The sequence below is a fragment of the Nocardioides sp. LMS-CY genome, from assembly GCF_018732145.1.
Taxonomy (GTDB): domain Bacteria; phylum Actinomycetota; class Actinomycetes; order Propionibacteriales; family Nocardioidaceae; genus Nocardioides; species Nocardioides soli.
The window spans coordinates 107181-126374 of the sequence record NZ_CP076104.1 but is presented as its reverse complement, the minus strand read 5'-3'; the positions used below and the strand labels follow the sequence as shown (position 1 = coordinate 126374).

The following is a 19194-nucleotide window of genomic DNA, read 5'->3' as shown; positions in this document are numbered from 1 at the left end:
CTACACCGCCACCGGGGGAATCCCGCCGGCAGCCGCGCCGGCACCACCTGCCCCGCCGGCCGCTCCCCCACCGCCGGCGGCCGGGGTCTTGGGAGCAGCTCCGGCTCCCCCAGCACCGCCCTGGCCACCGCCCGAGCCGCCACCAGGTGCACCGCCGGTGGGCAGTGTCGGAGGTGTCGGCGGAGCCGGTGGGGTCGGCGGGGTCGGCGGGGTCGGCAGCGGCTGGTCGTCGCCGCTGTTCTGCGAGCCGGGGTGCGTGCCGCTGCTCTGCCCGCCCGACTGGCCTCCGGACTGACGTCCACCCATGCCGCTGAAGTCGGGTCCGAAGGTGCTCTGCCCAACACCGGTCTGGTTCGTCTCGTCCGACATCAGCGAGGTGGCCTTGGCGCCGGCGGAGTTGATCCAGCCCATGCCGGTCGACAGCGCCTGCCCGACCGGGCCGAAGCTGCCGAGGAAGCCTTGAGTCGACTTGTTGAACCGGTCGCCGGTGGAGGCCTCGGCGCTCTGCTCACCCGAGGAGCGGCCATTGGCGTCCGTGGTCGACGCGGCCGACGAGCCACCGCTGGCACCGCCGCCGCCGAGCAGGCCCTGGAGGCCGCCCTGGATGGCTATGCCCTGCCGGAACGATGCCCCGCTGGGGGTGCCGGGGTCGACGAAGGCCAGGAGCTTGAACAGCGCCAGGGGTGCCACGACGCTGATCAGGATCGTCATCACCGACGGCAGGGCGGTGCCGAAGGCCTTGGCGGTGCCGTCGGCCAGGTGGGCGGCGACTCCGTTGGCGAACTGCACGCCAATCCCCAGCACCATCACCATCAGCACCGGGGTGAACGCCGCGGCGTGGAACCACCGCAGCGACTTCCAGAACCAGGAGCGGGTGAAGTCCGAGACCAGGCCCGCAGCTGAGAGCGGACCGGTGGCGGTCAGCACCAGCAGCGACGCTGCGCGGGCCAGGTAGACCAGGACGTGACCGATCGCGGCCAGCCACAAGAAGATCCCGAGGAAGGCCAGCGCGGTGGCCACGCCGGCGTCGGTGATGTCGTCGACGCCGAGTCCGCCCAGCGGATCCCAGTCGGGCCAGGTCTGCACCTTGAGCAGCGACTTCATCAGCGCCTTGGTGATCGCGCCGCAGGCCGCGACGATCATCACGCAGTAGCCGAACCAGCACGCACACACCACGACGAACTGGCCGGCGCCGATGAACGCCCGCGCAAGGCCCTTCCCCTCGCGCTTGAAGGCCGCGGCACCGAGCTGGACCATCGCCAAGATGACCACCAGGGCGAGCGCGAGCCAGAGGGCGAAGGCGTAGACGTCCTTGCCGGGTCCGTCGGCGCGCAGGTCGGGTGTCAGGAACAGCTCGCTGAACGTGAGCACGATGCGCAGCACGAACAGGCCAGAGTTCCAGACCGCGAGCATCGCAGCGGTCCAGGCGTCGGCCGTGGCCTTGGCGATGACGTCCCCGATCGCCTCGAACGGGTTGGGGATGTCCCCGAGGCCGGGGATGCCGCCACCGAACAGGTCCCCCACGTTCGGGAGGCCGGGGATCCCGGGCAGGCCCGGGACGCCGGGGAGGCCGACCCCGGGGAGTCCGCCGTCGCAGATCGCGTCGAGGATGCCGCAGCCGTCCGGGAGCAGCCCGGCGGCGCCGTCCAGGACGTCCCCGGCGCCGTTGAGCAGGTTGCCGGCGTTGTCCTTGACCTCACCGGCGGCGTCCGTGCCGCAGTCGATCGGGTCCTTGGCGCAGTCGACGGCGGCGCCGCCGAGGTCGCACAGCGCGTCGGGGCCGGGGCAACCCATCTTGACGTTGCGGGCCGGCAGCTGGCCGGCGGCCGCGACCGGCGAGACCGCCGCCGAGGCGACCATGCTTCCGGCCCTGCTGGCGGCCGGCTCGGCGGCCGCCGCGGCGGGCGGCTGCAGCGCGGTGGCGGTACCAAGGAGCGTGGTGAGGACGAGGACCGCCAGCGTGGCGATCCCCAGCCGGGTCAACCGGGCGGCGAGGGCGGCGGTCACTGGGGTGCTCCGTTGATCGGGATCCAGCCGGCCTGCTTGTACTCAGGGGTGCCCGGCGCGACCGCCTTGGGCTGGCCCTCGGAGACCAGGTGGTTGATGTCCTCGTCACTGCCCTGGACCAGGCGCCAGTCCCCGACGCCGTCGACCGCGGTCCACCGCATCAGCTGGGTTCCGGCGTAGAGGCCGTCGCTGACCTTGCCGCCGGCGGTAGTGAGGGTGACGTAGCTGAGCAGGTTCACCGCGTAATAGCCGGTGTCGAGCTGCTCGAGGGTGTAGGCGATCGGCGTCACGGCGTAGGACGCCGGCGGCGGGACGTCGCCTTCCTTCGGTACGCCGGCCTGCTGGCGGCGCAGCGCGACGGCATCGTGGGCGCGCTGCTCGAAGACCGCCTTGTCGTCGGGGTCGGCGTACAGGCCGGCCACACTGACTGCCTGGTCGTAGTCGAATCCGAGCTGTGCCTTGGCGACCTCGACTTGCAGCGCGACGGCGCCCAGGTCGCTCTGCGGGAACCGGGTCGGATAGCCGTCGACCAGCTCTGCGCCGGTCGGGATCACGACGCCGTCGGCGGGAGCGGTCTCCGGGGCGACCTGCTCGACCGAGATGTTCTGCGCGCCCTGGCTCGAGGAGTCTCCGGAGGTCGTGTCGGTGCCGCGGTTGTCGTCGCTGCGACTGCGCGCTCCGAGCCACACGGCGGTGGCCACCAGGACGGCGATCACCACCAGCACGCCCACGCGCAGCAGGGTGGTGCGGGGCTCTCCCATCGGGCCGTGGATCCGGTTGCTCATGTCGTTGCGCATGTCAGCGCTCCCCTTCCGTGTCGCCGGGGTCGGTGGGTTCGGTGGTGTCGTCGGCGGACCAGGTGAGCCAGCCCGCCTCGTGGGCGAGCTGGGTGCCGGGCCAGGTCGCGGGTGCGGGTGCCGGCGGGGTGCCGGGGGCGACCATCCAGCGGCCGCCGACCCACTGCATGCGCTCGCAGTGCGCGAAGGCGATCTGGCCCTCCGACTTGTAGGTCGCGCTGACCTTCATCAGCACGCAGACCGTCGTCCAGTCGGGGCCGTCGGTTCCCTTGACCAGCGCGGCGGCCGGCTCGAGGGAGACCGAGGCGCTGAGGTCCTTGACCTCGCCCATGCCGGTGCTGGAGAGGAACGCTCGGACGCTGGCGGTGATCCACCAGTCCTCGGCGCGCACGCCACCGGGCAGGGCCCAGGCGTTGTAGACCTCCTCGGCGGTGGTCAGGCTCATCGACTGCAGCACCGCGAGGTCGATCTGGGCGAGCTGGCCGATCGCGCCCTCCGGGGTGTGCGGGAACCCGGCCATCACAAACGCGGGCCCGTTGACGGTGCCGACCGGGATCTTGATCTCGGGGGCCTTCGCGCCGGTGGTCTCGGCCGGGAAGGCCGCACCCTGCGGGACGCTCAGCATCGGCTCGGCCGCGATGTCGTCGCGGTGTGCGGCACCGCGGGCCACCGTCGAGCGGTCGGTCTCGCCGGTGGCCACGCCGGTGTTCGCGTTCGCCTCGTCCCCGATGCCGGCGATCGCCAGGTACACCGCGTAGACGAGGCCGACCAGCAGGAGCACAGCCACGGCGACGGCGGCGGCCAGGATGCCGAGCAGCCGGCGCCGGCCCCACTCGGTGGTGCCCTCTGCCTTCTTCGTGGCTGCGCGCCGCATCAGATGCAGCCCTTGCCGAGGATCCCGTTGAGCATGCCGGGCAGGACCAGGTAGGCGATCGCGCACGCGAACACCACCACCACCGAGATCACGCCGACCTTGGAGGCGTGCGGCAGCGAGAACACCCGGCCGGCGATGATCGCGCCGATCGCGATGATGATGCCGAGACCGAACAGGACGATGACGCCCCACAGCACGTAGCTGGTGATCTCGTTGGTGGGGCCGACAGCACCCGGGGGTGCCTTCGGGCAGACCTGGGCGGCCATCGGGAGAACAGCGGTCATGACGTCCATGGGTGGACTTCCTTTCTGGTTGCTGACCCCGGTGGGTCAGGCGCTTGCGCTGGTGTCCGCGGACAGGTGTGCGGGCTCGAGCATCTGACGCGCTGCCGAGATCAGGGGGGCCGGGACGGGACGGGAGTCCAGGCCGTTGACCGCGAGCTCGCGGTCCTCGGGGATCTCCACGAACCGGTCGCTGGCCAGGGCGCGCCGTACGGCGGGGCCGCCGGCGTGCTCGAGGCCGCGGGGCCACTTCTTGCGTCGCGGGCCGCGCACGGCCAGGGCGATCTGCTCGGGCTGCCAGTGGTTGGCCAGCAGTTCGAGCGCGACCGAGGCTCGGCGCATCCCGGGGACGGTGGCGGTGGTGACCAGGACGATCTCGTCCGCGGTGCGGACGGCCTCGGCGAGCCAGCAGTCGGTGGCCAGCAATTGGCCGGCCTCCCAGCCGATGTCGAGGATGGTCAGCTGGTTCTCGGCGGCCTCGGTGGGCAGCGGGACCTCATCGACGCCGGCGAGGACCTCGCTGGCGCGCTCGAGCAGGACGTGTTCGCGCTTGCCCTGCCGCCAGTCGGTCGGGTGCAGCCCGAGCTCGGCGGTGCTGGCCGCGGTGAGCCCGGAGGCGGTGACCGAGCAGCACTCGACGACCCGCACCGGGGCGGCGGCGGCCAGGCCGGTGGCCAGCGCGACGGTGCTAGCGCCGACCGAACCGGCGCAGCCGATCACGGCGATGATGTGCTCCCCCGCCGCCGGGGTCCAGTTGTCCTCGGCGGCGGTGCCGCGGCCGCGGGGGCCCTTGCCGGCGCCAGGGCCGGTCCGGAACTCGCCGGCGTTCACCGCGTTCCAGGCCCGCTTGAGCTCGTCGACGCCGACCGGGCGGCTCGAGGTCTGGGTGCTCACCGGGCCTCGCCGAGGCCGCCGCGGCGGAACTCGAGCGCGGCGCGGACCTCGGCCGGGGTCAGCGTCGCCAGCTGGGCCTTGGCGGCCTGCACCTCGTGCAGCTGCGCGACGCAGCCGGTCAGCTGCTCAATCGCCTCGGTCTCGCGGCCGGCGATCGCGTACAGCTCGGCGATCTCCTCCGGCGTCCGGGTCTCGCCGTCGTCCTGGGTGTTCGTCATGGGCTTCACCACCTCCAGTCGCCTATGTGTCGTGGGGCGGCGGGAGAGATCACTTCCGGGCCTATTCGTCATGGCCGAACTTCTTCGGAGCGGCCGCGGCGAGGGCGCGCATGCTGCGCGAGCCGTGGCGGCGGACGGTGGCCTCGGACACCCCGACGCGAGGTGCGACCCGGCTGGAGACTTCGTTGCTGAGTAGGCCGCCGTAGCCGCGGGCCATGTTGCGGGTCTCGACCCGGTCGGCTTCCTCGACCAGGCACAGCAGCAGGTAGCGGTCGGCGGGACTGATGACCTGGTTGTCGCAGGCCCAGGCGAGCAGCTCCAGGAGCTCCTCGGGGGCCGAGGGCTCCTCCTGCTCGGGTCCGGCGTCGGCGAGGATCTCGGGGCGGTGGAACAGCGCGCCGGCGACTCGTTCGGTCGGCATCGCCGTGGCGCTCCACGCACCTGCGTCGCCGTCGGCGGCAGTGAGGTCACCAGACGAGAAGGACTCAACGAGGGTGGTGTTGCCCCAGGTGCGGTCGGCGCGGGAGACGTAGAAGAAGTCGCCGACCTCGCGCAGGACACCGACTCGGGTGTTGATCAGGATGTTGGCCGCGACCTTGCGCAGCCGGCGCCACTTGAAGGTGCGGACCTCGATCCACAGCTGCGAGGCCACCAGCTCGTCGATCCGCTCGACCGCCGACCAGGTGCCGGCCGTGACCGGCTGGCTGTCCCGGAAGACCTCCAGGGGCGGGAACGTGCTCAGCCAGCCCGCGAGTCGGCAGGCGCCGGGCAGCAGGCACTTGGCCAGCGCGGCCGCGGCCGCGATGTCGTCACCACCGTCGGGGGCTGTCAGCATGGCCAGCGCCAGGAGGACCTCGTCAGAGGCTGCGCTCTCCACTGAGGGCAGCCAGGCCCGCAGGTCGTCGAACTCCTCGACAACCCCGAGCCGTGGATCCGCTGCCACCCAGGAAGGCCACTTCTGGCGGGCCTGGTCGAGCAGTTCGCTGTTGTCGTCGAGGCCGAGCTGGTCTCCCACACTCATCGCACTCGCTCCTTTCGTCCGTGGCTGAGCACGGCAGAAAGGTCGCGAGCGGGCGTCCCCGCATCCGTCCCCCCAAACCCCGGATTTCAAGGGGGGACGCCGAGGGGAGACGCACGTTTGCGCAGGTCAGCGGGCGTCCCCCCGAAAGTTGAAGAAGTTCCTGGGCGGCCCCTTGCGCGGCCTCGAAACGGCCGGCTGAGCGGCGCCGGCCGACGTCACCGCAAGAGCCAGGCACCGCCGCGACCACGGCGGCGCTCTCCGCGCTGGCGGTTTCCGGTTCTCATGCGCGGCCACGCCGGGGCGTGCTCTACTTGGCACCAGAGCCCCAGGTGACCCGAGACGCCTGGGGCTCTTCCCTTTGGACGGGGCGCCTCACCGGGCGACGGCGTGCACTGGACACAAACCGGCCTCGATCGACCCAGGAACGCAAACAGGTCCCCGTCCTGCTCCGAGGACGGGGACCTGTTTTCTGCGGCCGCTCGAGCCGCGGCTACCGACTGGCGGCGGTTACTGCGTCAGCACCTGGGCCTCGCCGATCCGGATCGGACGGGGGTCCGTGGTCAGGTCGAACTCGATGGTTCCGGACTGGCCGCCACCGGTCCAGTCGACAACCCAGTGGCTGGTCGCGGTCACCTGGTAGGCACCGTCGGGCTGGTCCGACGACATCTCCGCGTAGCGGTACCCACAGGTCGGCGAGGGCTGCTTGCCGTAGTGGTCGGAATACGGGGTGCCCTTGCCGGTGCAGGTCACCCGGGTGCCATCACCCATGTCCCACACGATGCTGGAGACGCTGGCGGTCGCGCTTACCGACACCGGCCCTTGGCTCGCCGATGCCGTGATCGGCCCGAAGGTGTCGTCGGTGGGGCTGTCGACCCACATCCACACCGGCAAGCCAACCAGGCCGGCGCGGTTGGCCCCGGACTCGGGAACGATGCCGATCCTAATCGGGTCCAGGTCCATCGAGGCGATCGCACGCTGGGCGAGGACTACCGGGTCGATCCCCACCTCACCGGTCTCGATCCACATGTACTCCCACGACGACCCCGGCGGCGGGAAGTAGCAGACGTGCCACCAGCCGTCCTCCTTGGTCTGACCCTCGGGCGGGACCAGGTCGTCGGGTCCGCGCTCACCGATCCAGCACTTGTACTTGCTGCTCCAGACGGAACCATCGGGGCCCGTGCATGGGATCTCGTTCCCCGCGTACGTGCAGGTCGACGAGCCCCCGGTGCCAGGGTCGCTACTTCCGCCCCCGCCATTGCCCGGGTCTTCGTCGTCGCAGACGACCTCGCCGGTCTCCTCGTCGACGTCGCAGCCGGCGCTGGCCGAGGGCGCCACCACCACGACGATCACGAGCGATGCGCCGAGCATCGCCAGCAGAGCAAGGATGCGCCTCAGCATGGCTGGTCCCAGAGCAGATCGGACTCGGAAACCTTCCACGATCCCTTGTCCTTGACGAGCGTGTACTTGATCGGCACCGGATTGCGGAGCGGCTTGCCATCCGGAGCCTTGTAGTCAGGTGTCCGCACCTTGCCCTTCACCTTCACCGTCACTCCCGATCGGTCCTCACAGTCCGTGATCTCGATCGAGCTGCCGCGGTCGCGCGGGTCTCCATGCGTGTGGACGTACTCCCCGGTCTTGGTGACATCGGCCTGGGTCATGTCCACCACGGTGTCCTGCAGCTCGAGAAACTCGTCGCCCGTCGCTACCGGGTTGAGGGTCTTGAAGTCGATCGTTCGCTTGATCTGCGCGAGGTCGCGCACCTCGAGGTACCTCGTCAGCTGGGCTGCCGCCTTCTCCTCGGGGGTCTTCGCGGTCGGCGTGCTGGTGGGTGTCTGCGAGGGCGACTCGCTCGGGGTCTCCTGAGCCTTGGGATCAGGGTCGTCGCCGCCGCAGCCCGACAGGGTCAGGGCCAGGGCGAGGGCCACTCCCCCGAGTGCGGAGTGGTGCTTCCTCATGCGGTGTCTCCTCCTGTGGTGGTCGCCGTCGTGACCGACCGGCTGATGTCGTTGGCGATGTGCTCGAGGTGTTCCTCTGCGGCGTCGACGAGCTCGGCCAGCGAGCCGTTGTCGGCCGGGTCGATGCTGAATCGTTTGTCAGCGTCATACAGGGCGCGGATGGTGTCCCGGACGAAGACCGCCCGGGCCACGCGCCTGGATTCGAGATCGGGGCGGTCGCTGCCGGCCGCGACGTAGCCGCCGGTGAGTTCCTGGGTGAACGTCGTCATGTGCTGGTGCTCCCTTCCCGAGTCAGCTCGCCAGCCAGCCGTGAGTACTGATGATGGTCTTCGTGCGCTCCGACAGTTCCATGGGTGCCTCGCCGTCGTCGGACCGGTTGCAGATCTCCTCCCGCAGGATCCGGTCGGCTTCGAGCTGGTCACCTTCGGCCTTCATGACGTGGGCCAGGCACAGGCGGGTGCTCTCGCCGTCGGGGTCGGCCCGGTTGGCGACGTAGGCGGCGGAGCGGGCCTTGACCAGATCGCCGGCCGCGAGTGCCTCGGTGACGACGATGAGCGCGACGTCGGCGATCCATCGGGGGGCCATCTGATCGACGCGGTTGTTCTCCTTGATCAACCACTCCCAGCCGTCTACCCGCTTCTGGCTGAACGGCGGCGCTTCTCCCACGAGCTCGAAGGCGGTGCACAGGTCGGCGAGACCTTCGGCGCCGCCGCGCGCCTGGCCGCGCTTGCGGAGCCGCTTGAACAGGTCGAGGTCGACGAGCAGGCCGTCGTCGACCTGGTACACGTTCACCCCGGTGAGCTTCTTGGCTGGTGCCTTATCGGCGTAGGGAAGGTGCTTCTCGCCGGTGCGCGGGTTGGTGCCGAGCCAGTCGCGGACGATGTTGGTGTAGTCGCGGACCTTGCCGTCGGAGATGGTGAAGGCCTCCTCGATCTGCTCGCGAGTAGCCCCGGTCTTGCGGTGGAGCGCGAGGTAGGCCAGGAGCTCGATGAAGTAGTCCTTGCGCTTGGCCAGCGGCTTGCCGTAGGCGCGTGCGGTGACGGGGCCGAGCAGGGTGAGCCTGGGCCGCTTGCAGTCGGCTGAGAACCAGTCGGCGATGTCCTGGTCGAGGTCGGGGTCCTCCTTCTCGACCTCGGCCCGGACGTGTTCGGGCACCTTGGGTGCGAGCGCGTCGAGGTCCTCCTTCACGACCGGGCTCGTGCGGATGTAGTCCTCGTCGTCGCCCTCGAGGAGGGAGGACAGTGGCTCGTCGACGGCGCCGTCCGGGGTGTTGCGGGGGAGCGTGTACTCGCGGCGCAGGGCTCCGGAGGAGTCGGTGTAGGCCTCCCAGCCGTCGGTGGCGTCCTCGTCGACGGGGGTGTCGATGTACTCGGGGGTCTCGCTCTGGGCGTAGACCAATGCGCAGCCCCGGGCCTCGTCGCTGGTGAGGCCGACGGCGATGAGGTTGAGGCCGGCGTGCTCGAGGACGACGCGGCCGGTGTTGGTCATGTGCAGCACCGCGCCGGGGGTGTTGGGGCGTTCGCCGGCGACGACGATGGAGGTTGCGGACTCGCCGACGTGGTCGTTGACCAGCTGCAGCAGCTGCTCGAGGTCGTCGGGGTCTCCGGCCGCGGCGTCGACCAGCAGCATGCGGGCCGGCCAGGTGTCGTCGTCGACGCTGCCTGTGCGGGCCGTGGACACGTCGGTGCCGTGGCGCTTGGCCCGGTCGACCGTGGTGACGGCGGCCGCGAGGACTTCGGCGGTCGCGGGGCTTCCGGCTGCTCCGGTCGGGTAGTAGCTGATCCGCTCGTCCATGGCGACGGTCTCCTCGGCCACGCCGATGCAGTCGACCTGGACACGGCGCGACCACGGGTTGACGGCCAGCTGTGCGGCGAGGTGGCGGGCGAAGTCGCGGCCGTAGGTCGGGTCTCCGCTGATGGTGAGCGTGGAGAGCTCCTCGCAGTTCAGCAGCCAGGTCTCGCCGGTGTCGCTCATGCCGATGGTGGCCAGCAGCGGGTAGGGCGGCTCCACGTTGTCGGTGGCGGGGCCGAGCTCGTCGACGTCGGTGTCCGTGCTGACGTGCCAGTGGGTCTGGTCGGGGCTGCCCACCCACGGTGCCGGCATGGCGGCTGGCGCGCTCAGGTGCAGGGTCAGCTTGCCGTGTGCGAGCTCGCCGGCCGCGAGCGGCGGCATGGTGCCGCCCTGGGCTCCGACCGCGGCCGCGAGGCGGCGCAGGGCCTCGTCGGCGAACTCCACGGTGGCCGCCGCGGCCGCGCCCGTCGCGTTCAGAGTCATCTCGACCGGCGCGAGCTCGGGAGGCGGGGCGGCGATCGCGCGGCCGGGCGGACGGTTCCGGTAGCCGGCCCGTCGACGGGACCGCAGGGCCATGAGCAGTGCCCCGGAGAGCAGGACACCCCCGCCGGTGAGACCGGCGAGGACCCATGGCGCATCCAGATTCGAGTCGTCGGCCTCATCAACGTTGTCGTCGACCTGGTCGCCGGCGGTCGGCGCCGCCGGGTCCTCGGCCTGGGACGGAGCGGCGTCGGGAGCGGCCGTCTCGGGGGCCTCGGACTCTCGTGCGGCCGGCGGCTCTTCCTCGGCCGGCGGGTCGACGGACTGCTGGTCCTCGGGGGTGGTGGGCGTCTCCGGCTCGACCTCGCGCGGCTGCTGGTGGTCGGTGTCGTTGTGGCTGCGGCCGGGCTCGGTGCCGGGGATGTTGAGCTTCCAGCCGACGTCGATCACGTTGGGGTCGGTCAGCTGGGCGCCGCCGGGCTGGGTGATGCCGGTCGAAGCCTGGTAGATCTCGGGCCACCGGTCGGCGTCACCGAGCTGCTCCTGCGCGATCTGACTGAGGGTGTCGCCGGGCTGCACCCCGTACTGGTGCGCCGGAGCGTTCTTCGCCCGAGGCGCAGGCAGTTTGAGCACCCAGCCGGGCTCGAGGAAGCCCGGCTGACCGCCCAGGAGGTCGCGGTTGAGCTCGGCGATCTCCTTGTACCGGGCTCCGTCGCCCAGGTGGTCCTCCGCGATCGACCACAGGCTCTCCCCCGGCTTCACCTCGTGGTCGATCGTCTTGGCCTGCTTCGGCCCCTGCTTCGCTTCGACGCTCACCGTCTGCTGACTGGCCGCCTGGTTGGCGGCGCCGGCGTGGACGTGGCCCACGGCCGCCGGGGCGGCGGCGCTGGCGGCGGTGGCGGTGGCTGCCTGCGCGGCGATGGGTGCGGCGATGAACAACAGGGCCGCGAGTCCGATCAAGTTGCGGGCGCCGGCCTGCGGGAGTCGGAGGCCCGGCAGTTGGGGTGCCTGGACCCTGCGGAGCCGGGCGATGGCCTCCACAACGAGGCTGAGCGCCATGAAGGCCCACGCGGCCCAGCCGATCAACTTGAACAGGCCGAGGACGAGCGTTCCGTCGTCGGGTGCCAGGAGCGCGTTCTTGATGGTGTCCAGGGTCGGCACCTGGTGGGGGATCGGGCTGGCGCCGATGGCGAGGAACAGAGCAGGGAGTCCGACGAGGATGCCGAGCACGGCGACCGAGGCTGCGAGGCCGGTGAGCCGCTGGCCCAGTGTGGGGTAGGTGCGCGTGGTCATCTTTCGATGCCTCCTTCGGCGCGGATGAGCCGCGCGGACGCCTCCCCGGTGACCTGCATGGTGTCCAGGCCGATGATCCCGAGGAACTTGCTGGTGTAGGTGTCGGTGGTGGTGACGATCAGAGTGTCGCCGTCGACGACGCGTGCGTTGCCTTCCACGCCGGCGGCGTGGAGGTAGTCCATGGCCGCGGCCTTAGCGGCGTTGATGTCGACGCGGAGGTCTTCGCCGCGCACTGCGGTCGAGCCCTGGACCTCTTGGGCGCCGGTGCGGGCGGCTTGTGCGGCGGCGCTGCGTGCCTGTTGCTGGGTGTGGACCTTGCCGCCGAGGTCGACGGCCATCCCGACGAGGATGATCATCACGAAGGACGCCGTGGCGAACCAGACGCTGATCGAGCCGCGCTCATCGCGCGGGCGGCGGATCAGCAGGCGGTGTAGGTGGCTGATCATCGGCGCTCCCGGTAGGCGTCGACGGGACTGCTGGCAGTTGCGGTGATGGTGCGGGTGCCGGGCAGGCCGGGGATGCTCAGGTCGGCGAGGTCGACCTTGCAGGTGACCGTGGCGGTCACCTGGGCGGTGGTGCCCAGAGCTGCGTTGAACGCGGCGGCGTTGACCGTGATGTCGGTGGTCGCGCACTGCAGGCCTTGGTCGTTCAGGCTGCTGGTGGCTGCGGACTTGCCCGAGCTGATCGCCTCGGGCTGGGTGCGCTCGATGGATGCCGCCCGAGCTGCGTCGTAGGCGGCGGCCTCGACGGCCTGCTTGGCGATCTCGACGCGGCCGCCGAGGACGATCATCGCCACGAACAGGCCGAAGGCCGGGACGCCGATCGCGGCCTCGATGGCCACCGATCCGCGCTCGTCCCGGCGCTTGCGCCGCCAGCTGGTCCACCCGTTCATTCGGTGAGCCTTTCGACCGGGACGCTGGCTCTCTGGGTGACCGTCACGTGCCAGCCGGGGATCACGCTCAGGGACTTGCCCGTGACGGTGATCGTGGCGGTGGTCGCGGTCCGTGACCCCGAGACACTGGTGGAGGTCATCACGTCCGAGCCGCCGGCGTCATGGAGGAACGTGTTCGCTGTGGCCACGCCGGCCTCACGACTGCCGGTCTCGCTGCCCGCCTCGCGTGCGCCCTCCTGCGCTGCCGCGAGCGCCACCTGCTTCGCGTGGTAGTACAGGGCGCCCTGGACGCCGAGGAACATTAGCAGGAACAGCGCGGGCATCAGGAAGACCATCTGGATGGTCACTGACCCGCGCTCGTCCCGGCTGCGGCGGCGCGAGCTGGCGAGCATGGCGAACTCAGTCCTTGACTACTTGATGTCGCCGGACTTCTCGGTCACGAAGGCCTTGATGGCCGCGACCACGATGCCGACGATGATGATCACCGCGCCGGCCCAGATGACCTGCTCGATCGTGACGGACCCGCGCTCGTCGCGCTGCCTGGTGACGCGATCCTCAAGGGAAGCGCGCACGGTGAGCGCCGCCAGCTGGAGGGCGATGAAGAGCTTCAACATCGGGTTCTTCCTTCCTGGGTTTTCGGTTTGCGATCTCGGGACCCCGTTGTGGGTCGGTGGTAGGTCGGTCAGGTGGTGAAGCGGAGCATCGAGGGGGTGACGAGAATCGCCATGAAGACGACGCCGAGCAGGCTGGCGGGGATGTACATGCGCTCGGAGGTCGCGTTGGCCTTGCCTAGTTCGGCGCTGAGCATCGCCGAGCGGATGGCTGCGGCGCGGGCGCGGAGGTTGTTGTAGATCTGGGCGCCGTCCTGGCCGGACTGCTGCATGATGTCGGCGAGGTCGTCGAGTTCGGGGACGCCGAGCTCGTCGGCGAGGCCGTGCAGAGAGTCCCACGGTGCGCGGGTCATGTAGCGGGCGCGGCGCAGCTCGCTCTCGATCCGCTTGAACACCCACTTGTCCCCGACCTCGGCTGCGGAGCGCAGGGCTTGCTGGCCACTGGATCCGTCGCGCACACCGGTGGCGACGCCGTCGATGAAGGCGCCCAGGGCGCGGCTGAACTCGATGCGGGCCTTCTTGGCGTCGTCCGCGGCGTTGTAGTTGGGCATGAACCAGAACAGTCCGGCCAGTGCCAGCGACCCGAGGGTGGGGATCGCGAACGGGAGAGGGAGTCCGATCAGGCTGAAGAAGCCGGCGAGCAGCGGCGGCATCGCAAGGCCGAGCAGCGCCCACACGACCTTCTCGCCGTAGAACCGGGTCTCGCTGATCTGCAGGATGGCCAGGTCCTTGCGGGGCGTGTGTGCCCAGGCGCCGCCGGGCAGCTTCTTCGCCGCCCACAGGCCGATCCGGTCGACGGCCGAGCCGGTGTCGGTGGCGGAGTCGTCGAGGCCGGGGGTGCTACGGAGGGGCACGACGCGCTCGGGCGAGAGACGGTCCAGTGCGTCGACAAGGTCGGGGTCGGAGGGCGCGAGGCGCCACACGAGCAGGGCGAGGGCGAGCCCGAGGAGGGTGCCGCTGGCGAGGGCGATCTGCAGGCCGGTCATGCGAGCGCTCCTTCCTTCGCGCCCGGTGCCGTGCGCTGGGCGGCACGGTGCGCGTTGCGGGCCTGGAGGTCGAGGAACCGCGGGAGCGGCTTGGCGACGGCCATGCGGCGCATCCACAGCAGCGTGGCGACGTAGGCCGAAAGCAGGACCGCGAGGATGACCTGGCCCAGCGGGGTGCCGTAGGGCTTGATGTAGTCGCCGGTGAAGGCGAGCATGCCGAGCACGCCGAGGGTGATCACGGTGACGGTGCGTGCTGTGGTACGGGGTTTGGCCTGGTCTGCCGCGATCTGGCGCCGGGCCCGCACGTCGGCCGCGACGGTCTCGGCCAGGGCGTCCAGTGCCTTGCTCAGCCCCGCCTGCCCGCGGCCGCTGGCGGCGAGGATCAGCTGGTAGGAGACGACGTCGCCGGTGGAGTCGTTCAGGTCCTCGGCGAAGGCCCGCAGCACGTCCTCGGTGGTCGCGGTGTTGTTCCACAGCCGGGAGACCATCAGCCCGACCTCGCGCTCGATCGGCGCGGGTGCGGACTGCAACGACTTGATCAGCGCCGAGCGCAGCGACTGGCCCGCGGTCAGCTTCCCCGACAGTGAACGCGTCCACTCCTCGAGCGCCTCGAGCTTCTCGATGCTCGCGGCCGCCGGCGGCGGCGTCAGCAGCAGCGGGATGCCGACGATGCCGGCCGGGACGAGCAGGATCGCGATCACCCAGCCGGTCACCAGCGCGACCACGAGCCCGGCGACGGCTCCGCCGAGCATCAGCATCCGGGTGCGCCGGTCGAGCCGGATGAACCAGTTGCCCAGCCGCCCGAACGGTGTGGCGGTGCGCGCGGGCCGGGGCGGCTTGGGTGGCGCCGGCATGAGTGCGTAGGCCATCCCGATCAGGCCGATAACGATGAGCGCGCCGAAGACGGCCGGCAGGAACGCCGACGATGTGGGGTTCATGAGGTGGCCACCCCCGGGTTGGCCTGGGACTCGGCCTTGTACGCCTCGAGGTCGAACCCGTGCCGCGCCAGGTCCTGGGCGAGGAAGTTGTCGAGTTTGCCGGTCGCGACGGCCTGGCCGAGCTGGTTGGGCGCGAAGATCGGGGTGGTCGCATGCCCGCGGGCCGCGTCGATGCTGGGCTGGACGACCAGGACCTCCTCGACCCAGCGCTGCTTGCGGAAGGTGCCGTCCCCGTTGGCGACGACTTCGGAGCGCAGGTACATGACGATGTCGATCGCTGCGGCGAGCTTGCTGATCGCCAGTTCGCGGGTGACCTGGGGGCCCTTCTCCATGGCGCAGGAGACGAGCTTCTCGATGGTGTGCTCGGCGCTGCGGGCGTGTGTGGTGCTGATCGACCCCGGCCCGGACTCCATGGCCTTGAGCATGTTCCAGACCTCCGGGCCGCGGACCTCGCCGACGATCTGGCGGGCCAGGTTGAACCGGAAGGAGTGGTGGATGGCCTCCTCGAGGCTGAACTCACCGGCCTGGCGGCCGTCGATGCCGACCTCTCCGGATCCGGGCCGGTGCTCCCACGCGTGGACGATCTTGTGCCGGTCGACCAGCTCGTGCAGGTGCAGCTCGAACTCGGTCTCGAAGGTGCCGATCATCTCCCAGGGCGGGATGCACGAGCACAGGGCTCGGACCCAGGTGGTCTTGCCGGAGCCCTGGACGCCGGAGACGACGATGCTCTTGCCGGCCCGCACGCACGCGGCGACGAAGTCGGCCAGAACCGGACTGCACGCCTTGCGGTGGTAGACCATCTCCTCCATCGACACCTCGCGCATGCCGTGGCGGCGGATCACGACCGAGGTGTAGGCCATCACCCACGAGCCGGCCGCGAGCCGGGCTCCCCCGGGCAAGCGCAAGTCCAGATGCGGACGCGCCTCGGTGAAGGGCCGGTTCTGACGGGAGCCGAGATCGGCGAGGAACTCGCGCAGCTCGTCCTCGGAGTCGGCGATCGGGTCGGCGTCGACCAGGGTGCCGTCGACCAGCTCCAGCCACACCGAGCAGACCGGGCCCCGGGCGATGACGATGATGTTCTCCACGTCCTCGCGCTCGACCAGCGGCTGCAGACGGCCGAGGCCGAACAGGGCGGCGTGGAGGGCGGACTTGAGCGCCTTCTCCTGACCCGTCGTCCACGGCGGCCGGCCGGTGGAGACCAGGGTCTCGGCCTCGGACTTGATGAGCTCCTCGATGACGTCGAGGCCCATCTGCTCCCGGTCCTCCTCTGTGACCCGGCCGCCCTCCTTGTCGAGGCGGGCGGTCAGGCGTGAGGAGATCTCCGCGCGGTACTGCGCGATCAGCTCCCAGTCCAGGTCGACCTCGCCGTCCACCCCCTGGGTGTGGTGGTTCTCCTCGGGAGCGGACGCGACGAGCGGGCGCAGGCTGAACTCTGAGCGGGCGCGGCCCGGCAGCTCCTGTTCGCTGCTCCAGGCGCCCGCGAAGATCGGCAGCGAGGTCGGGTCTTCGTCGTCGACGACCGGCGGCGCAGGTGGCGGTGTCACCGGGGTGCCGTTGGTGCCGCGGCCGCGGGCGAACGGCGAGCTCTGCTCGCGCGTCGCCGCGTGCCGGGCCTCCAGCCACTCGTCGGCGCGCAGCGGGTCGCGGCCATTGGTGTCCGGGTGATGTCCGTTCGTGCTCATGCGTGGCCTCCGTTCGTGGAAGCGAGGGCGGCCTGGTTGGCGCCGAGGATGGACTGGACGACCGAGGCGCTGGCCCGGTAGCCGCGGAGCAGGCCGGAGGACTCGAACTTGCGGGGCTTGCGGGCGCCGTGGGAGTAGACCTCCGCGACCTCGGGTTCCCAGTCGACCGAGGAGACCACGGGGATCTGGAGAGCCTTGGCGATGTGGCGTGCGCTGTAGGGCCGGACCCGGGCCCCGGTGGGCACCGCGGGCCAGCGGCGCTCCTCGTCGACGAGCTGCACCCCGAGCCTGGAGAGGCCGCCGACGGCGGCGAACTGCGCGCGCAGCGCCTTGGCCCAGCTCGTGGCGCCCGCGAGTGCTGGCAGCGAGTTGCGGGTGACGAGCAAGGTCAGGTCGGAGGCGGCGATCAGCGGCTGTGGCCAGCCGGCGAGGCCGAGCCGACCGGCGTCGACGATTACGTCTTGGCCGTTGCGGTCCATTGCGCGCAACTGCTCGGCCAGCGGATCCCACAGCGGCAGCAGGCTCGGGGCCTGCTCGTGGGCCCGGATGCCGGGCAGGAACCAGGCCGACCGCTCGGCGGGCGCCTCGGGGTCCAGCAGCAGCGTCTCGCGGGGCAGAACGTCGGCCAACGTTCCCTCGCGCAGGGAGAGCGCGAGGTTGATCAGCCCGCCGGTCGGCTCCTGGGTTCCGTGGAAGTAGCCGGCGCAGACCGAAGAGGACCCGGTCGGGTCGGCGTCGACCAGGAGCACGGGGCGGTGCCAGTTGAGGGTGAGCCCCAGCGCCGTGGTGGAGACGCCGGGCGAACCGCTCGCGGAGGCAAGGACGATCAGCGCCATGCCTCAGCGCTCCCGCGCGTCCAGGACGAGCGCGACCCGGCCTGTGGCGGCACGGGCAGCCAGGTCGGCGGCCTCGTCTTCGGGGACCGAGACGTCGACGACGGTCTCCCCGGTCTCCTCGACCCGGCTAACACCAACGACAGTCGCCTCGATCGTGACCGGTTCCTTGTCGGTGACCTCGCCCTGGTCGCCCGGGGTGGTGACGATGCGGACGGCGTCGCCGGAGTACAGCGACTCGGACGGCATCTGTGCCGGCGTGAGGCTGATACCGACCAGCGACTCCCCCTCCCCCGGCACCAGACTGTCAGTGACGGCGCTCTCGGTGAGCAGCGTGCCGGCCCACAGGTCGGCCGCGGCGCGGCTGCCCACGAGGTCGGACTTCTGGCTGCCGGCAACCGTGGTGAGCGCCGGGTCGACGCTGACCCGCACCACGGAGAGGTCACCGGCCTCGATGGTCTCGCCGCGCTTGATGTCGTTGGCGACGACGAGGACCTCTTGGGTGTCGTTGATCGAGGTGAACGCGAAGGCGGTACCGAGCGCTCCTGCGGCAACAAGGGCCGCACAGAGTGCGAACACCCAAGGTCTGCGGCGCCGCTTGGGTCGCGGTAGGGGACTGTTGTTGAGATTGGGCATGGGCCGGCTGGTGGCAGTTGCCTCGCCTGACAGGCCTTGAGCGGTGTTCTGCGACATGGATCCCGAGTCCTCTCGTGTCTCGATCACCTACGTGTCAAGACGGGCCCGGAGCGGTTCAGCGCGAGCCCAGCTCGATACTGACACACTAGTGCATTCCTATCGAGCAAGCCGCTATCCACAGGTGATCGATTCCGAGATTCCATCGCCCAGTCCTGACCCGAGTTACGCGGCTCGATCCCCCCGATGGGACCGAGCATCAACGCCTCCGAACGATCCGGAGTCCATGGGACCACAAATAGTCCGGGTCTCCCGGAACGCATTGCTCACCTGTGGATGGCGGTCAAACCCGCCCGCAACAACGAGGCCGCTTAGGCCGAGGCTGTTTCGCTACGCCGGCGGCGTTGCCGTTGCGATTCTTGGAATGCTGCGCCAACCGCTTCGACGGACTCCCCGATTGCGCGGGCGAGCGCTTCGAGCGAGTCTGATGCGGGGAGCCGGGTCCAGCGCCCTTGTTCCCAGGCGTAGTAGGTCGGCACAGCCACGTTCGCGGACGTGGCGACTTCGGGAACGGTGAGCCCTGCCTGCAGACGCAGCGCCCTTAGATCGGGAACCTCGCCGTCGAGGTGGATCAGTCGACGCGTCGGGATGTTGAGGGCTCGCGCGAGTTTGACCACGAAGTCTGGACGGGGCACAGATGTGCCCAGCTCCCACCGGGATATGCGTTCCCCCCCGGCCGCCCCGACGAGACGCGCCAGCTCGTGCTGAGTCAGACCCGCCTTCTCGCGAGCAGCCCGCAGTTCAGAGGGGTCAACGCCGGAGACCATCAGGCACGAACCCTACCGGTCAGTGAAGTCCGCTCAGGCCTGCTCGTCGGGCTGCAGCTCAGACGACACCAATCCACGGGGCTACCGCCCTCGACCGAACTCGTCGTGGCGAACGTCGTCATCAGGTTGGCCGGAATTGATCGCCGCAGGGAGCTCTCCGGACTTAGGAGACCGTACGGAC

At 70.6% G+C, this 19194-nt stretch carries 21 protein-coding genes; all 21 read right to left on the bottom strand.

Translation table 11 applies throughout. The annotated features are described in order from the left end of the window. The 21 genes from KM427_RS00625 to KM427_RS25805 all read right to left on the bottom strand — a co-directional run bounded on the left by KM427_RS00625 (position 1) and on the right by KM427_RS25805 (position 19013). Positions 1-2007, bottom strand: coding sequence for a type IV secretion system protein (locus KM427_RS00625; RefSeq protein ID WP_215525877.1), 2007 nt, complete (start codon positions 2005-2007; stop codon positions 1-3). Further along, positions 2004-2804 carry a hypothetical protein gene (locus KM427_RS00620; protein ID WP_215525876.1) on the bottom strand — a complete coding sequence of 267 codons (801 nt, stop codon included), beginning with the start codon at positions 2802-2804 and terminating at the stop codon, positions 2004-2006. The genes KM427_RS00625 and KM427_RS00620 overlap by 4 nt, the downstream gene beginning before the upstream one ends. Position 2805: 1 nt before the next feature. After that, positions 2806-3678: a hypothetical protein gene (locus KM427_RS00615; protein WP_215525875.1), complete on the bottom strand. Its 873-nt coding sequence runs from the start codon at positions 3676-3678 to the stop codon at positions 2806-2808. Continuing rightward, positions 3678-3971, bottom strand: coding sequence for a hypothetical protein (locus KM427_RS00610; protein ID WP_203048687.1), 294 nt, complete (start codon positions 3969-3971; stop codon positions 3678-3680). The genes KM427_RS00615 and KM427_RS00610 overlap by 1 nt, the downstream gene beginning before the upstream one ends. 36 nt (positions 3972-4007) lie before the next feature. Then, entirely contained in the window at positions 4008-4853 is an 846-nt protein-coding gene (locus KM427_RS00605) for a hypothetical protein (RefSeq protein WP_215525874.1), read from the bottom strand. Beyond that, a complete protein-coding gene (locus tag KM427_RS00600) occupies positions 4850-5071 on the bottom strand; it encodes a hypothetical protein (RefSeq protein WP_215525873.1) in 222 nt (73 codons plus the stop codon). The genes KM427_RS00605 and KM427_RS00600 overlap by 4 nt, the downstream gene beginning before the upstream one ends. A gap of 61 nt (positions 5072-5132) precedes the next feature. After that, positions 5133-6092 carry a hypothetical protein gene (locus KM427_RS00595; protein ID WP_215525872.1) on the bottom strand — a complete coding sequence of 320 codons (960 nt, stop codon included), beginning with the start codon at positions 6090-6092 and terminating at the stop codon, positions 5133-5135. A 507-nt stretch (positions 6093-6599) separates the two neighbouring features. Then, a complete protein-coding gene (locus KM427_RS00590) occupies positions 6600-7490 on the bottom strand; it encodes a hypothetical protein (RefSeq protein WP_215525871.1) in 891 nt (296 codons plus the stop codon). Then, positions 7484-8017 carry a hypothetical protein gene (locus KM427_RS00585; protein ID WP_215525870.1) on the bottom strand — a complete coding sequence of 178 codons (534 nt, stop codon included), beginning with the start codon at positions 8015-8017 and terminating at the stop codon, positions 7484-7486. The genes KM427_RS00590 and KM427_RS00585 overlap by 7 nt, the downstream gene beginning before the upstream one ends. A 26-nt stretch (positions 8018-8043) precedes the next feature. Then, a complete protein-coding gene (locus KM427_RS00580; RefSeq protein ID WP_215525869.1) occupies positions 8044-8316 on the bottom strand; it encodes a hypothetical protein in 273 nt (90 codons plus the stop codon). Positions 8317-8338: 22 nt separating this feature from the next. After that, on the bottom strand, positions 8339-11611 hold the full coding sequence (locus KM427_RS00575) for a LysM peptidoglycan-binding domain-containing protein (protein WP_215525868.1): 3273 nt from the start codon (positions 11609-11611) through the stop codon (positions 8339-8341). Then, a complete protein-coding gene (locus KM427_RS00570) occupies positions 11608-11967 on the bottom strand; it encodes a pilus assembly protein TadG-related protein (protein WP_252275460.1) in 360 nt (119 codons plus the stop codon). The genes KM427_RS00575 and KM427_RS00570 overlap by 4 nt, the downstream gene beginning before the upstream one ends. Positions 11968-12053: 86 nt before the next feature. Next, on the bottom strand, positions 12054-12503 hold the full coding sequence (locus KM427_RS00565) for a TadE/TadG family type IV pilus assembly protein (RefSeq protein WP_215525866.1): 450 nt from the start codon (positions 12501-12503) through the stop codon (positions 12054-12056). Then, positions 12500-12895 carry a TadE family protein gene (locus KM427_RS00560; RefSeq protein ID WP_215525865.1) on the bottom strand — a complete coding sequence of 132 codons (396 nt, stop codon included), beginning with the start codon at positions 12893-12895 and terminating at the stop codon, positions 12500-12502. Before KM427_RS00560 ends, KM427_RS00565 begins: the two co-directional genes overlap by 4 nt. Positions 12896-12913: 18 nt before the next feature. After that, positions 12914-13117 carry a hypothetical protein gene (locus KM427_RS00555; protein ID WP_215525864.1) on the bottom strand — a complete coding sequence of 68 codons (204 nt, stop codon included), beginning with the start codon at positions 13115-13117 and terminating at the stop codon, positions 12914-12916. Positions 13118-13185: 68 nt separating this feature from the next. Then, entirely contained in the window at positions 13186-14100 is a 915-nt protein-coding gene (locus KM427_RS00550; protein WP_215525863.1) for a type II secretion system F family protein, read from the bottom strand. After that, positions 14097-15038 carry a type II secretion system F family protein gene (locus KM427_RS00545; RefSeq protein WP_215525862.1) on the bottom strand — a complete coding sequence of 314 codons (942 nt, stop codon included), beginning with the start codon at positions 15036-15038 and terminating at the stop codon, positions 14097-14099. Before KM427_RS00545 ends, KM427_RS00550 begins: the two co-directional genes overlap by 4 nt. Beyond that, positions 15035-16720 (bottom strand): TadA family conjugal transfer-associated ATPase, encoded by a 1686-nt coding sequence (locus tag KM427_RS00540; RefSeq protein WP_215525861.1) that lies wholly within the window; start codon positions 16718-16720, stop codon positions 15035-15037. Before KM427_RS00540 ends, KM427_RS00545 begins: the two co-directional genes overlap by 4 nt. After that, the gene (locus KM427_RS00535; protein WP_215525860.1) at positions 16717-17556 is read right to left on the bottom strand and encodes a MinD/ParA family ATP-binding protein; all 840 of its coding nucleotides are present in this window, start codon (positions 17554-17556) and stop codon (positions 16717-16719) included. The genes KM427_RS00540 and KM427_RS00535 overlap by 4 nt, the downstream gene beginning before the upstream one ends. 3 nt (positions 17557-17559) lie before the next feature. Then, the gene (locus KM427_RS00530) at positions 17560-18132 is read right to left on the bottom strand and encodes an SAF domain-containing protein (RefSeq protein WP_252274911.1); all 573 of its coding nucleotides are present in this window, start codon (positions 18130-18132) and stop codon (positions 17560-17562) included. A gap of 425 nt (positions 18133-18557) precedes the next feature. Then, positions 18558-19013, bottom strand: a complete 456-nt coding sequence (locus KM427_RS25805; protein WP_215525858.1) for a helix-turn-helix domain-containing protein — start codon at positions 19011-19013, stop codon at positions 18558-18560. Between the last annotated feature and the right edge of the window lie 181 nt (positions 19014-19194).

What these genes read in the sequence shown, in the direction of transcription:
- KM427_RS00620 (WP_215525876.1), bottom strand. Translation starts at nt 2,804, where the DNA reads ATGCGCAACGACATGAGCAACCGGATCCACGGCCCGATGGGAGAGCCC.
- KM427_RS00615 (WP_215525875.1), bottom strand. Translation starts at nt 3,678, where the DNA reads ATGCGGCGCGCAGCCACGAAGAAGGCAGAGGGCACCACCGAGTGGGGC.
- KM427_RS00610 (WP_203048687.1), bottom strand. Translation starts at nt 3,971, where the DNA reads ATGGACGTCATGACCGCTGTTCTCCCGATGGCCGCCCAGGTCTGCCCG.
- KM427_RS00600 (WP_215525873.1), bottom strand. Translation starts at nt 5,071, where the DNA reads ATGACGAACACCCAGGACGACGGCGAGACCCGGACGCCGGAGGAGATC.
- KM427_RS00595 (WP_215525872.1), bottom strand. Translation starts at nt 6,092, where the DNA reads ATGAGTGTGGGAGACCAGCTCGGCCTCGACGACAACAGCGAACTGCTC.
- KM427_RS00590 (WP_215525871.1), bottom strand. Translation starts at nt 7,490, where the DNA reads ATGCTGAGGCGCATCCTTGCTCTGCTGGCGATGCTCGGCGCATCGCTC.
- KM427_RS00580 (WP_215525869.1), bottom strand. Translation starts at nt 8,316, where the DNA reads ATGACGACGTTCACCCAGGAACTCACCGGCGGCTACGTCGCGGCCGGC.
- KM427_RS00575 (WP_215525868.1), bottom strand. Translation starts at nt 11,611, where the DNA reads ATGACCACGCGCACCTACCCCACACTGGGCCAGCGGCTCACCGGCCTC.
- KM427_RS00570 (WP_252275460.1), bottom strand. Translation starts at nt 11,967, where the DNA reads ATGATCATCCTCGTCGGGATGGCCGTCGACCTCGGCGGCAAGGTCCAC.
- KM427_RS00565 (WP_215525866.1), bottom strand. Translation starts at nt 12,503, where the DNA reads ATGAACGGGTGGACCAGCTGGCGGCGCAAGCGCCGGGACGAGCGCGGA.
- KM427_RS00560 (WP_215525865.1), bottom strand. Translation starts at nt 12,895, where the DNA reads ATGCTCGCCAGCTCGCGCCGCCGCAGCCGGGACGAGCGCGGGTCAGTG.
- KM427_RS00555 (WP_215525864.1), bottom strand. Translation starts at nt 13,117, where the DNA reads ATGTTGAAGCTCTTCATCGCCCTCCAGCTGGCGGCGCTCACCGTGCGC.
- KM427_RS00550 (WP_215525863.1), bottom strand. Translation starts at nt 14,100, where the DNA reads ATGACCGGCCTGCAGATCGCCCTCGCCAGCGGCACCCTCCTCGGGCTC.
- KM427_RS00545 (WP_215525862.1), bottom strand. Translation starts at nt 15,038, where the DNA reads ATGAACCCCACATCGTCGGCGTTCCTGCCGGCCGTCTTCGGCGCGCTC.
- KM427_RS00540 (WP_215525861.1), bottom strand. Translation starts at nt 16,720, where the DNA reads ATGAGCACGAACGGACATCACCCGGACACCAATGGCCGCGACCCGCTG.
- KM427_RS00535 (WP_215525860.1), bottom strand. Translation starts at nt 17,556, where the DNA reads ATGGCGCTGATCGTCCTTGCCTCCGCGAGCGGTTCGCCCGGCGTCTCC.
- KM427_RS25805 (WP_215525858.1), bottom strand. Translation starts at nt 19,013, where the DNA reads ATGGTCTCCGGCGTTGACCCCTCTGAACTGCGGGCTGCTCGCGAGAAG.